Genomic DNA, 12,954 nt, shown 5'->3' with positions numbered 1-12,954 from the left:
GGCAGTTCACCGTTGCTTTTTTACAGAAAAAATAATATAATCTTATATATTCACTAGTACATCGTAAAAAAGGCGGCTGACCCTTAAGCTCAGTTCAATTTCGGAGAATGCTGCTTTACAAACGCAGATATGATGCTTGCACTGAGACTTGGGCACAGCGCTATCGAACATGTAAGCCAGTTGAAGTGCCGTTAATGATTAGGCGATGTGCCAGATACTAATCTAATTACGAAACAGAGGGACCAGATTATGAAAAAAAGAGTTGTTGTCGCATTAGGACACCGTGCTTTAGGAACTACGCTTCCGGAGCAGAAGGTCGCCGTAAAAAATACAGCCAAATCTATTGCTGATTTAATCGAAGAAGGATACCAGGTTGCCGTTACGCACAGCAATGCGCCGCAGGTCGGCATGATCCACACTGCCATGAATGAATTCGGCAAAACCCATGATGATTATACCGCTGCCCCCATGTCTGTGTGTTCCGCCATGAGCCAGGGCTATATTGGCTATGACCTGCAGAACGGCATCCGAGAAGAGCTTCTGAACCGTGGGATCTACCGGACAGTCAGTACGGTACTGACCCAGGTGATCGTTGACCCTTACGATGAAGCATTCTATACTCCCACAAAAGTACTGGGACGTTACATGACAGCCGAGGAGGCCAATGAAGAACGCAAAAAAGGAAATTATGTCATCGAGGAACCCGGAAAGGGCTTCCGTCGTGTAGTCTCCGCTCCTCATCCGGTTAAGATTGTAGAACTGGATGCAGTAACTGCCCTGCTGGATGCGGGACAGGTTGTCATCGCCTGTGGGGGAGGCGGAATCCCCGTCCTGGAACAGGACAATCATCTAAAAGGAGCCAGCGCGGTAATTGAAAAAGACCTGACAGCCGGCAAGCTGGCCGAAGGGATCGATGCGGACGAACTGATCATCCTTACCAGTGTGGAACAGGTATGCATCAACCTGGGCAGGCCGGATGAAGAAAAGCTTGGAAAGATTACTGCAGCCCAGGCCCGGGAATATATGGAGCAGGGCCATTTTGGCATCTATAATATGCTTCCTAAGTTCCAGGCCGCAGTGGAGTTTATCGAAAAGCGTGAAGGACGCAGCGCCCTTATCACTTCATTTGATAAAGTCAGCGAGGGAATGAAAAGAAAAGCAGGAACGATTATCTGCTGACATTTTCTGTGATAAGTAGGATGCTTATAGCTTCATAAAAAGATAATATATTTTAACAGAAAAAAGACGGCTGTCGTCAGCCGTCTTTTTTCTTTCCTGTAAATCTAAAGGGACAGGTGTGATAAAATACAATCACTCCTGCCCCTTTTTCCTGCTCTCTCTGTCTGCAATTCGGCAGCGCCTGCTCATTTGGCGCTGTATGACACACTTTATTAACCGCGGGGCTGCCCGCTTTATTTCTGGTTAGCCGGCTCAACAGCCACATTTTTGCCTTTTATCTTTGCATGATCCATCGCACCGAGCACTTCTCTTGCATATTCTTTCGGCACTTCTACAAAAGTGTACTTATCGTACATATCGATAGATCCGATTAGTTTACCCGGAATTCCGCTCTCTCCGGCAATTGCCCCGACGATATCTCCCGGTTTTGCCTTGTTTTTCTTGCCTATATTAATGAAAAGGCGAACCATGCCTGCCTCCTCTGCCCCGGTATCTCCGAATTCTATATCCTCCGGTCCAGCTTCATTTTGTCCGGAGCTGAGCTTCAGGAAGGCTGCCGCCATGTCCATCGCCGTATAGTCGGATTCGTTTACCTTATTTTCAATGGCCTGAAGATACTTTGTCAGATCCTCTGTCTCGATGATGTTGTCGATCTCTCCGAGTATATTTTCGATCTTTGTACTTTCCACATCATTTAAGGAAGGAACCTTCTGCGCATAGATCTTGGTCTTGCAGTAGCGCTGGATCTCTTTTAACTTATAGACTTCTTTTCCTGAAACGAATGAGAAAGAACGTCCCTCGCGCCCTGCCCTTCCAGTTCTTCCGATACGGTGTACATAATATTCATCGTCCTGCGGTAGGTCATAATTGAACACGGCTTCTACCTCATCCACATCGATCCCTCTCGCGGCCACGTCTGTCGCCACAAGAATGTCTGTCTTACCGGAACGAAATCCCTGCATTACCCTGTCACGCTGCTGCTGTTTCATGTCGCCGTGCAGTCCCGCGGCAAAATAACCTCTGCCCAGCAGTCCATTGACTAGGATATCTACCTGTTTTTTCGTATTACAGAATACCACCGATAACTTTGGTGAATAGATATCCAGCAGACGGGCAAGAACTTCTTCTTTGCTCTTTGGTTTTACTTCATAATAATACTGCTCAATATTCGGTACCGTCAGTTCCTTTTTTGTAACTTTAACGATCTCCGCATTTTTTTGGAACTTTTTCGTGATATCCAGAATTGCCTGTGGCATCGTCGCAGAAAAGAGAACCGTCTGCCTGTCTTCGGGAACCCCTTCCAGAATAGTCTCGATGTCTTCGCGGAATCCCATATTCAGCATTTCGTCCGCTTCGTCCAGTACGATGGTGCTGACCTCATCCATCTTAATTGTTTTCCTTCGCATGTGGTCCATCACACGCCCCGGAGTCCCGATAATCAGCTGTGTGCCGCTCTTTAAAGAACGGATCTGTGTGACAATTTCCTGTCCTCCATAAATGGGCAGCACTTTAATGCCGTGCATATATTTTGCAAGATTGCGGATCTCTTCCGCCACCTGAATAGCCAATTCCCTTGTGGGGCATAAAACAACTGCCTGCAGTTTCTTATTCTTAGGCTCTAGCTTCTCCAGAAGAGGAATTCCAAAAGCAGCCGTCTTACCGGTTCCTGTCTGTGCCTGGCCGATGATATCCTTTCCCGACCGCATGATGGGAATTGCTTTGGCCTGAATTGGTGACGCTTCCTCAAAGCCCATTTTTTTAACTGCCTTAACTATCTCGGAGCAGAGCCCCAAATCTTCAAATTTTACTTCTTCCATAAATCTCCTTTATTCTTATTCTTAATTCTGTGTCATTTTTACAGACCTTTAAAATCTCAAAAAAATACCCTTTACCGGACACCAAGTAAAGGATATACACATAGTCTCAGTTGCTATCATAGCAGACTTGGCGCCAATTGTCAATTTTGAGTACAGGCTGCCTGTATTTTCCGCCAGTAATCGGCTGTTACAGTTCAGGAAGGCCGGAATTGTTACGATCGGCTTCCCATGCAGCCTGAAAATCGTCCGGAATATGTCCGTTTCTAAAAAAATAAAATCTCTGAAACGCTTGCAATTTTGTAATAATAGTTGTAATATAAGCATATACTAAACATAGTTTTAAAAACTACATGTAAAAGTTTTCATTTTTAGGAGGCATGATATTATGACTAAGACGCAGCATATTAAAGACCCGGGCAGTGCAATTACACATTTTATAGGAATGTTAATGGCAATCTTTGCCGCTATTCCGTTGTTGATAAAGGCGGCACATGAACCACGCAGTGTCTATGTGGTTTCCCTGGCAATATACGCAGCCAGCCTGATTTTATTATATGCAGCAAGCACGACTTATCATACATTTGATTTATCAGAAAAGGTCAATACCATATTGAAAAAGATTGACCATATGATGATTTTTATTCTGATCGCAGGAAGTTATACCCCGATCTGTCTCCTTGTTCTGCCCGGTAAAACCGGCCGGATCCTTCTGACACTTGTCTGGGGCATAGCAATTGTAGGAATCCTCATCAAGGCATTCTGGGTCTTCTGTCCAAAATGGGTATCTTCCGTTCTGTACATCGGAATGGGATGGACCTGCGTACTGGCATTCACGCAGATCTTGAATAACATGTCCAGAGCCGGATTCTTCTGGCTCCTTGCAGGAGGGATTATCTATACAATCGGAGGAATCATCTATGCACTGAAAGTGCCCATCTTCGATAACAAACATAAAAATTTCGGAAGCCACGAAATCTTCCATTTGTTCGTAATGGGGGGAAGCGCCTGCCACTTCGTATTGATGTATGCTTTTTTGCTTCCTTAAGGCAGGATTCATGGGAAATAGTCCGCCTGTCTGGAATGGGGAACGGGAGGGCGGCGGGAAAGAAGGGATGGTTCCTGGAAGTCACCCGTTTGCGGAGAAGTACTAACACAAAAGAAACTGCCCACGAGGGCACGTACAACATGCAACGAGAAAGCTTGATGCTTTCTCGTCTTAGGTTGTACTGGCAAGTGATTTGGTAAATCACTTGCCATCCCTCGTGGGCAGTTTCTTTTGTGTAAGTACTTCTAAACCGCGCACTCTATACTTCCAGGAACCATCCCTTCTTTCCCGCCGCCCTCCCGTTCCCCATTCCAGACAGGCTGGGCTTCTTCCGGATTTGAAGGCATGCCTTATGGTGGGGGGCAATTCGGTAGCAGCGGATGGAGTTGGATAAGCGGGAGCTTAATATACGGGGTTGTGTATACAGTTTTTAGGAGTAGCAATTAACCGCTTCCGCCGCGCAGATCCGCCTCTACCGTATACGTCCCACATGTGCATTATTTCCGATTTGATGTACCCAGCTGCCGGAGCCGGACATAGGGATGGCTGGAAGCGTCTTGGGGGCTGTTAGGTGGAGTTGAGGAAAAAAGACGGCAGACAGGGGGGAATATTGTAATTCCGAATTACAATATTCCCTGGACCCAGCGCGCAAAGCCATCAAGGCTTTGGGTGATGTGTCCAGGTTCCCCCTGTCTGCCGTCTTTTTTCCTCTACTCCAGCTTACAGCCCCCATCCCGTTTCCAACCATCCCTATGTCCGGCTCCGGCAGCGGCCCCCCTACTCATACAAATACTGCACCCCACGTATCCTCTCGGTGATAGAATGGCTGGTGAGGTATTCACCCACGGTCTTTGGTACATACTGCTGCCATTCTTTATCAGCAGCAATTAGTCTTCTGATTTCGTCTCCTGTGATTCCTTTTTCTTCTCTGCTTTTTCTCCACAGTACCTCGACCTCCAGCCCCAGGCCCTGGAGTGTTTGGCAGCGCTCTTCGTCCCAGTCACTGCAGATACTCATATAGTAGGTTGCATCTTTCGGTGCATACTGGAGAATGAGTTCTGGATGGCTGATGGGGAACGGGATGATCTCGTATTCTTCCCGACCTACTCCAAAGTCAGCCAGCGCTCCTTCTATCATTTCCAGACGCTCAAAATATGTGAGCGGGTTATCTCTTCTCGTTGTTCCGTGCTGATCCAAATCCGATGTAGCTGCGAATGATGAGATATCAGGATGTGTAATCCCTATAAAAAGCTTTTTGCATCTCATTTTTGCTGCCAGCAAATACTCCATATGTTTTAAATGAAAGATCTGAAATCTTCCATGTATAACCCCTGTCTCGACCATTTTCCCGGCTCCTCTCCCGTATTCTGGGGGTATGGCACATCCGCTTTTTCTTGGCTCATATCCCGCATAGTATCAGTATAATACAGTTTTTCTAAGAAAGCAAATATGACTGTCCTGTTATTATTTAGGCCTGGGCTTTATATTTTATCTATTTTTTTTCGGATTTCCAACATAGTCTGATCCAGTTTTCCAATAGTTTCCGAACATTTCTGCAGCTCATTGTCGATTAGTTCCGCTTCGCGCCTGCCCTTTTTGTATCTCAGCTGATGATCCAGATTCGCCCAGTAGTCCATGGCCGCAGTGCGCAGCTGAAGCTCTGCCTTCATCCACTGGGTGCCGCCCTGGAATCCAATGGGGATTTCCATAATCAAGTGAAGGCTCCGGTATCCGGATGTCTTCGGATTTTTTATATAATCCTTTACTTTTACAATCTTAACGTCCTTCTGCTCCGAAAAAATCTCTGCGATTCGGTAAATATCATCCATATAAGAGCAGACCGCACGCACCCCGATCAGGTCATTTACTTTTTCCAGCGCATTCGAAAAGGTTTTCTCAATCCCCTTTCTGTCCATTTTCTTGCAGGTGCTCTCGTAGGATTTCATACGCCCTGTCTTCATCTGAATCACATTGCGGTCCAGCTCCATCGACAGCTCGATATTAATGATATCCAGTTTTGTCAGAAGCAGGCTGATCGCACACTCGCCCTTAATACTAAAATCACTGTTAACCAAATTCGCTTTCAACTTATTATTTTTCTTTTTCATTCAAACGATGCTTCTCTCTGTTTATATTTCATATAAGACCTCATAATAGGGGCTTTGTACTATCTACGGCCTATGGGCCGTGAATAATAACGAGTCTTTTACTAATATATGTTAGCAGCCTGCGGAACATACCTCCAGCATGCGGATGTTAATATTGTATTAAACTCCTGTAAACAGAAAAGAACTCAAAGGGGTCTGACCCCTTTGAGCTAAAAAATAAACTTTTTTATTTCTCCCCAGCTTTCCATCAGACGGTCTGCTGAGTAAGCGGCATTCGCCGGACTTGTGGAGGGCAGGCCGGTTATTGGCCTGCCGGTCTTCGGCCTGCTGTATTTTTCATATAGTTTTTTGGCAGTTCCCCCATTGGCATAGATCTGTTTGATGCTGCAGTTGTCCAGTATCCTGGATAAGTCTGCGGGCACCACATTTCGGATACTGCTGTCACTAGATCCCCGGATCTCACAGCTGGCGATGACATCCCAGACTGCAATGCCATGATCCAGCAGTATCTTTTTCTTATCTGCAATCGTCTCCGGCACTTCGCTTTCAGTTAAACGTGCGATAATCTTCCAAAAACGGTTCTGTGGGTGACCGTAATAAAACTGGTTTTCCCTGGATTTTACGGATGGGAATGTGCCCAGGACCAACACCCTGGAATTCTTGTCAAATACGGGTTCAAACTCGTGGCTTACCTGTTCTGTCATATTCATAGCTTCTTCAGTCTTTCTTCTAATTCCTGCAAATCTTCACTGTTGGGATGCAGCAGCGCCTTTTCATAGTTATCCAGCATTGCCTTTATCCGTGCATCCGCCGGGTCGTTCTCCAGCATGGCCTCGTAACGCTTCTTTACGTTCTCCTGCATCCGGCCCTGACACATGAATGTCCCCTTCACAGTACAACTATCCGGTAGATATGATTCTACTCTTTCCAGAATACTGTCAAAGTATTCCCGCATGACGCCGAAGCCCGCTGTACCAAACAGAAATACCTCTTTCTCATTCAGCCTCTCCAGAAAGTTCCTCATTCCCTCACTGCAGTTTCCGCGATCCGTCCAGAATCCTGCAAATATCAGTTCAGACTGTGCAGGAGCCTCCGTTGGGCCGCCGAAATAGGCACATTCCCCCCGCTCCATGCTCTCTTTTATCTTCTCCGCCAGCAGCTTTGTATTGCCGGTTGCACTGTCAAATACGATCTCATATGTCATAGTTGTCCCTTCTTTTCTTTGAGTGCTCTCTTTTTATTCTACATCTTTTCGTGGAAAGTACGCATAATTACTTCCTTCTGCTGCTCCCTGGACAGCTTGTGGAAGTTTACCGCATATCCGGAAACCCGGATTGTCAGATTCGGGTATTTTGCCGGATTCTCATAAGCCTCCATCAGCATTGCACGGTTTATTACATTTACATTCACGTGGTGCGCCATCTGCCGGAAATATCCATCCAGGATATTCACCAGATTCTCAAGCCGTTCCTCTTCTGTCCTGCCCAGCGTATCCGGAGTAATGGAAAAGGTATTGGATATCCCGTCACGGCAGTCTTCATAGGAGAGCTTGGCTACAGAATTCAGGGATGCCAGCGCTCCGTTCTTCTCCCGGTTATGCATCGGATTTGCTCCGGGTGCGAACGGCTCTTTCGCCTTGCGCCCATCCGGGGTTGCGCCGGTCTTCTTCCCATACATGACATTGGAGGTAATGGTCAGGACAGACAGCGTGTGTACTGCATCACGGTATGTCTTCGTCTTCTTCAGCTCCGCAGACATATCGGCCAGAATGTTCCTTGCAATTTCATCGGCTCTGTCGTCATCATTTCCATAGGTTGGAAATTCTCCCTGTGTTTCAAAATCCACTATGTATCCGTTCTCATCTCTGATAACCTTTACCCTTGCGTATTTGATGGCGCTCAGGGAATCTGTCAGTACAGACAGCCCCGCAACCCCGCATGCCATAAAACGTTCCACTTCGGTATCATGAAGCGCCATCTGTGTCTTCTCATAGGCGTACTTATCATGCATATAGTGGATCACATTCAGGGTATTTATATAGAGACGGCAGATCCATTCCCTGTACTTTTCAAACCGCTGCATTACAGTATCAAAGTCCAGTATATCTCCTTCATATACCGGCATCTCCGGTCCAGCCGGAGACTTGGTATAGGTATCATATCCGCCGTTAAGCGCCAGCAGAAGCAGCTTCGGCAGGTTACACCTTGCCCCAAAGAACTGCATCTGCTTCCCGATCTTCATCGCAGATACACAGCAGGCAATTCCATAATCATCCCCATATACCGGTCTCATCAGATCATCGTTCTCATATTGGATCGCATCTGTATCAATGGAAGCCTTTGCGCAGAAATCCTTAAAGCCCCGGGGCAGCTTTTCGGACCACAGCACCGTCAGGTTCGGCTCCGGAGCCGGTCCCAGGTTGTAAAGCGTATTCAGGAAACGAAAGCTGTTCTTTGTCACCAGCGTGCGGCCCTGTTCGTCCATCCCGCCAATGGACTCTGTAATCCACATGGGGTCCCCGCCAAACAATTCATTATATTCCGGCGTGCGCAGATGCCTTGCCATGCGCAGCTTCATCACAAAATCATCAATCAGCTCCTGGGCATGCACCTCGTCCAGCAGTCCCGCATCGATGTCTCTCTGAATATAAATATCCAGAAAACTGCTGGTCCGCCCCAGTGACATGGCGGCGCCGTTCTGCTCCTTGATGGCTGCGAGATACGCAAAATAAGTCCATTGGACAGCTTCCCTGGCATTATGTGCAGGTTCTGAAATATCGTAACCGTACATCTGTGCCATTTCCTTCATCTTATTAAGGAAATTGATTTGCTGGAACACTTCTTCCGATAAACGGATGGACTCGACATCAAAATCCCCCTCGCCGATGATTCTCTTGTCATTCTGCTTCTCCTCTATCAGAATATCCACTCCGTACAGGGCCACCCTGCGGTAGTCGCCGATAATTCGTCCTCTCCCATAAGCATCCGGAAGCCCCGTCAGTATGCCTGCGTGCCGGACTTTGCGCATCTCTTCCGTATACACGCGGAATACACCGTCATTGTGGGTTGTCCTGTACTGGAATTCCTGTTCGATCTTATCAGAAAGCTCATAGCCGTAAGCCTTGCAGGCCTTTCTGGCCATGTTGATTCCACCGAAGGGATTCACCCCCCTCTTTAATGGCCGGTTCGTCTGCAGACCTACAATCAGTTCCTCCGCTTTATCCAGATAACCTGGCTGGTATGCAGTCAGAGACGATACTGACTGCGTGTCGATATCCAGCACGCCGCCAAAATCCTGTTCCAGCTTTAAAAGACTATTAAGACGCTCCATCAAGCGCTCCGTCCTCTCCGTTTTCGTTTCCAGGAACTCGTCCGTGCCTTCATATGGGGTTACATTCTTCTGAATAAAATCCCTGACATTAATCTCTTTCTGCCAATCTCCTGCTGCAAATCCATTCCATTGCTCAAAATTTTTCTGTTCCATGACATTATCCTCCATTTATCAAGGTCATTAAATTTCTCCCAATCATCCCGCTGCCTTTCTCGTTCCTCCCTCTGATGCCATGGAGACAATTCCAATGCACACTAAGTTAAAAACAAAAAAGACAGCCCAAATCATTGAGCTGCCCAGACGGTCGGCGTTCTATCCTATGCTCCCATGTGGTATACTCCACTTTTCCGTCAGTCACATAGAACATTTCAGTTTTCCACGAAGCCTGAATACTTATGTCGTACTTTCAGTATAAACACAAAGTCGAATAAAATGCAACATATTTTTTGATAAATTTTATCCATAAATTTTTTCTGAATACAATCCGCTGTGCGAAAAAGCAGTAAGAGGAAATCTGCAAAATCAGCCGGAATAATAGTACTGCCAGGGCAGCTTATCAAAACACTTGAGGATCTTAATCATCTGATTAAGGGGTGAATGTGTTCGGCTCCGGCTGATTTTACAGATCTCCTCTCACTGCTTCTCCGCACAATGGATCGTATTTCCTACAGAACAGACACTTCTTGCAACACATTCCGGCAGACGCCTCCATCCAGGTAGGTGTATTAGGAAACTTCCTTCATCTGCAGCAAAATCCTTGTAATGTCCACCGGATCCGCCAGACGGTATACAGAAGGGATCTTTTCCGTCTCGTGAGCCCCCCAAAGCGCCAGTGCCCCGTGGACCCCTGCTGCCTTGGCACAAGCCATGTCGTACGTGGAATCTCCCACGTACAGCGCACGGGAGGGTGCAAGATCAAGCTTTTCCAGCGCCGCAAGAAGTGGCCCCGCATCCGGTTTATGTTTTTTCGTGTCATCCGCACAGATGATGACTTCAAGTTTCCGGACAAAATCATATCTTTCCACGCTCTTCTTAAACTCTTCCCTGGTTCTGGAAGTTACGATCCCTAATCTGAGGCCTGCGTCTTTCAGGCGCTGCAGTGTTTCAGGAATTCCCTGGAAAGGTTTTTGGAGAAATTCATATCTGGCGCTGTAGTCCAGCCACATCTTCATCGCTTTGTCCGCCTCCTCTAGCTCAAGCAGCTCCAGGGCCCTGGCGCCTGGAATTCCCAAAGCAAAATAGAGTTCCTCAGGCCGGTACATTTTCCCCGTCATCCGCAGCAGCATGTGCTGTAAAGACAGCAAAATCGTATTCTCCGTATCAATTAAAGTTCCATCTACATCAAAAATCACTGCGTCATATTTCAAATCTCCTATTCCCCCTGCCTTGCATTCTGTTTGTTACAGGTTTATAATAACACATGTAGGAACATTTATTAATGTTTATTTATGTTTTATTTACCCATTTTCAAAGGAGATTATGTGCCATGAATCATCAAAACGAACCAGATCAAACAAATCTTGACGGAATCGGACGACGCCAGAAAATTCTGCAGATCCTGGAGGAAAATGGGGAGGTGTCTGTCAATGAACTGGCACAGGCATTTTCCGTTTCTCCCATGACAATCCGTCGGGACCTTCACTTCTTTGCCAGGCAGGGAATCCTAGAGACCCATTACGGCGGCGCCCATCTAAGTAAAAACAGAGCAGTGGTTCCGAATTTTTCGTCCCGCAATGAAAAAATGAGGCAGTACAAACAGTCAATCGGAAAAAAAGCCGCCAGCTTTATAAAAGAAGGCGACACCATTTTCCTGGATTCAGGCACCACCACCATTCAGCTTATAAAATACTTTCCCGACATCCACGCCACGCTGATTACGAATTCCCTCTCTGCCATCCAACAGCTCAGCACCAACCGGAAAATCAGGCTCCTTGTTGCGCCTGGAACTTATCAGGAGCAGATCGGCGGTACTCTCGACCTTTCGACCATAGAATTCTGCAGGCATTATCATGTGGATAAGAGCTTTGTAGGCACGATGTTCTGTTCACTGGATTTTGGCATCACCACTACAGATGAACTGGATGCTGCGCTAAAAAGAACCTTCCGTGAGCAGAGCAGCTGCTCCTTTCTTATGGCGGATCACACAAAATTTGCCGGAAACAGCTTTGTAAAATACGCGGAGCTTTCAGATTTTGACTACATTCTGACTGATAATGAATTGGATCCAGATAAAAAAGAAAAATTAGAAAAGATCAATCCGGGATTGATTCTCTGTTAGAACGAAACGGATCATGCGGGTATCATCCCCCGTCAGGCCGCTGCACGGTACGGTCTGACAGAGGCCGGAGTCCCCGGCAGCTACAGCACCCCAAGATATTTTCCTACCATCTCAAACTCTTCTATATAAATACAGTTGTCAAGTGTTCCGTCCAGAATCCCCCTGCGGCAATCGCCATAATCCATCCATATCACTTCTTCCACCTCTTCCTCCTGCAGCCTCAGTCCCTCGACGTCCACAGGTTCACTGTACACATACACGGCGCTGAGCTCGTCATCTTTGAAGGGCATGCCATAGAATACGTCCTCGAACCCGCCATGGTGAATACCTATAAACTTCAGATCTTTAGGCGCTGCCCGGAGTCCAAGCTCCTCCTTAAGCTCTCTTACCGCAGTAGTCAAATATTCATCCCCTGCCGCCACATGTCCTGCAGATGAAATATCGTAGCATCCGGCATTCGAATCTTTGACAGCGCTGCGTTTTTGCAGAAGAACATCATAACCGCCCTTTTCCTTTTTCCGCACTACCCATATATGTGAGGCAGCATGAAGGCTGCCCTCTCTGTGGGCAACGCCCCGCTCCCTGACAATCCCTGTCTTACTGCCGTCGGGATTCAGTATATCGAATAATTCCATCTCTTTTCCGTCCAGCGCCGCATATTGGAGCGTATCCGTCTCATCATATACTAGCTTAAGAGAAAAGAATTCTCTGCCCTCGTCCAGAAGGCGGAAGAAAATCTTGTCCCCTTCCCATAGATTCAGGCCCAGGACTTCTTTCTTATCTACCCACTCCAGCTCCCCTTCATCGCAGGCAGTCTGCTCGCCTGTAAAGCCGTCCGCAGTATACAACGACATATATTCAACCGTGTCTTCACCATACACAAAGGTAACAAGTCCACGGTATTTGTAGGAGGTCAGGATAAAGCCGGTCTCTTCCCAAACCTCTCTGAGCAGGCATTCCTCCGGGCACTCCCTGTCCTCGAAATGCCCGCCCACACCGATCCATTTATCCTTATTCACATCATTCTCTTTCACGGTCCGGTGCAGCATCAGGTAACGGTTATCTTTTTCAATATAACATAATGTACTCAATTTAAACATTTTTCCATCTCCCATCTGATTTTATCTGTTACTATACACGCACCATGGGCCGTGCATAGTAACTTTTATCTTTTTCTATTCTAACACAGTCAGATGG

Annotated in this window: 11 protein-coding genes and 1 riboswitch; of the genes, 3 read left to right on the top strand and 8 right to left on the bottom strand. The window is 46.9% G+C overall.

From position 1 onward, the window contains the following. The first annotated feature begins 249 nt into the window (after positions 1 to 249). The gene (arcC, locus tag ARB69_RS16465; protein WP_025654840.1) at positions 250 to 1,179 is read left to right on the top strand and encodes a carbamate kinase; all 930 of its coding nucleotides are present in this window, start codon (positions 250 to 252) and stop codon (positions 1,177 to 1,179) included. Positions 1,180 to 1,412: 233 nt separating this feature from the next. Here the strand turns inward: arcC and ARB69_RS16455 are convergent, their stop codons facing one another. Next, entirely contained in the window at positions 1,413 to 2,996 is a 1,584-nt protein-coding gene (locus ARB69_RS16455; RefSeq protein WP_025654838.1) for a DEAD/DEAH box helicase, read from the bottom strand. A gap of 385 nt (positions 2,997 to 3,381) precedes the next feature. Between ARB69_RS16455 and trhA the strand changes: the two genes are divergently transcribed. Beyond that, on the top strand, positions 3,382 to 4,041 hold the full coding sequence (gene trhA, locus ARB69_RS16450) for a PAQR family membrane homeostasis protein TrhA (RefSeq protein WP_025654837.1): 660 nt from the start codon (positions 3,382 to 3,384) through the stop codon (positions 4,039 to 4,041). A gap of 777 nt (positions 4,042 to 4,818) precedes the next feature. Here the strand turns inward: trhA and ARB69_RS16440 are convergent. From ARB69_RS16440 to ARB69_RS16415, 6 genes are all read right to left on the bottom strand, one after another. Then, complete coding sequence (locus ARB69_RS16440; RefSeq protein ID WP_025654836.1) at positions 4,819 to 5,385, bottom strand: nicotinate-nucleotide adenylyltransferase; 567 nt, start codon at positions 5,383 to 5,385, stop codon at positions 4,819 to 4,821. Between the two features lie 137 nt (positions 5,386 to 5,522). Continuing rightward, complete coding sequence (locus ARB69_RS16435; RefSeq protein ID WP_025654835.1) at positions 5,523 to 6,149, bottom strand: GTP pyrophosphokinase; 627 nt, start codon at positions 6,147 to 6,149, stop codon at positions 5,523 to 5,525. Positions 6,150 to 6,358: 209 nt separating this feature from the next. Beyond that, on the bottom strand, positions 6,359 to 6,853 hold the full coding sequence (locus ARB69_RS16430) for a DNA-deoxyinosine glycosylase (RefSeq protein WP_330377718.1): 495 nt from the start codon (positions 6,851 to 6,853) through the stop codon (positions 6,359 to 6,361). 2 nt (positions 6,854 to 6,855) lie between these two features. Continuing rightward, entirely contained in the window at positions 6,856 to 7,353 is a 498-nt protein-coding gene (gene bilS / locus ARB69_RS16425) for a flavodoxin family protein BilS (RefSeq protein ID WP_025654833.1), read from the bottom strand. A 38-nt stretch (positions 7,354 to 7,391) separates the two neighbouring features. Continuing rightward, complete coding sequence (gene pflB / locus ARB69_RS16420; protein WP_055154342.1) at positions 7,392 to 9,632, bottom strand: formate C-acetyltransferase; 2,241 nt, start codon at positions 9,630 to 9,632, stop codon at positions 7,392 to 7,394. A 134-nt stretch (positions 9,633 to 9,766) separates the two neighbouring features. Next, a riboswitch (ZMP/ZTP riboswitch) is annotated at positions 9,767 to 9,847 on the bottom strand. 357 nt (positions 9,848 to 10,204) lie between these two features. Further along, complete coding sequence (locus tag ARB69_RS16415; protein ID WP_055154340.1) at positions 10,205 to 10,846, bottom strand: HAD family hydrolase; 642 nt, start codon at positions 10,844 to 10,846, stop codon at positions 10,205 to 10,207. Between the two features lie 119 nt (positions 10,847 to 10,965). On the opposite strand from ARB69_RS16415, the gene ARB69_RS16410 reads away from it, so the two are divergent. Beyond that, positions 10,966 to 11,757, top strand: a complete 792-nt coding sequence (locus tag ARB69_RS16410; protein ID WP_055154338.1) for a DeoR/GlpR family DNA-binding transcription regulator — start codon at positions 10,966 to 10,968, stop codon at positions 11,755 to 11,757. 80 nt (positions 11,758 to 11,837) lie between these two features. Here the strand turns inward: ARB69_RS16410 and ARB69_RS26150 are convergent, their stop codons facing one another. Continuing rightward, positions 11,838 to 12,857: an NUDIX domain-containing protein gene (locus ARB69_RS26150; RefSeq protein WP_167702507.1), complete on the bottom strand. Its 1,020-nt coding sequence runs from the start codon at positions 12,855 to 12,857 to the stop codon at positions 11,838 to 11,840. Between the last annotated feature and the right edge of the window lie 97 nt (positions 12,858 to 12,954).

The sequence above is a fragment of the Faecalicatena contorta genome (assembly GCF_001404335.1).
Lineage (GTDB): Bacteria > Bacillota > Clostridia > Lachnospirales > Lachnospiraceae > Faecalicatena > Faecalicatena contortus_B.
Note: the sequence above shows the minus strand (reverse complement) of the source record. Positions and strands in the feature narration are given on the sequence as shown.

Coding starts and splice junctions, on each gene's coding strand:
- ARB69_RS16430 (WP_330377718.1), bottom strand. CDS start 6,853: ATGACAGAACAGGTAAGCCACGAGTTTGAACCCGTATTTGACAAGAAT.
- ARB69_RS16440 (WP_025654836.1), bottom strand. CDS start 5,385: ATGGTCGAGACAGGGGTTATACATGGAAGATTTCAGATCTTTCATTTA.
- ARB69_RS26150 (WP_167702507.1), bottom strand. CDS start 12,857: ATGTTTAAATTGAGTACATTATGTTATATTGAAAAAGATAACCGTTAC.
- arcC (WP_025654840.1), top strand. CDS start 250: ATGAAAAAAAGAGTTGTTGTCGCATTAGGACACCGTGCTTTAGGAACT.
- bilS (WP_025654833.1), bottom strand. CDS start 7,353: ATGACATATGAGATCGTATTTGACAGTGCAACCGGCAATACAAAGCTG.
- ARB69_RS16455 (WP_025654838.1), bottom strand. CDS start 2,996: ATGGAAGAAGTAAAATTTGAAGATTTGGGGCTCTGCTCCGAGATAGTT.
- ARB69_RS16410 (WP_055154338.1), top strand. CDS start 10,966: ATGAATCATCAAAACGAACCAGATCAAACAAATCTTGACGGAATCGGA.
- ARB69_RS16435 (WP_025654835.1), bottom strand. CDS start 6,149: ATGAAAAAGAAAAATAATAAGTTGAAAGCGAATTTGGTTAACAGTGAT.
- trhA (WP_025654837.1), top strand. CDS start 3,382: ATGACTAAGACGCAGCATATTAAAGACCCGGGCAGTGCAATTACACAT.
- pflB (WP_055154342.1), bottom strand. CDS start 9,632: ATGGAACAGAAAAATTTTGAGCAATGGAATGGATTTGCAGCAGGAGAT.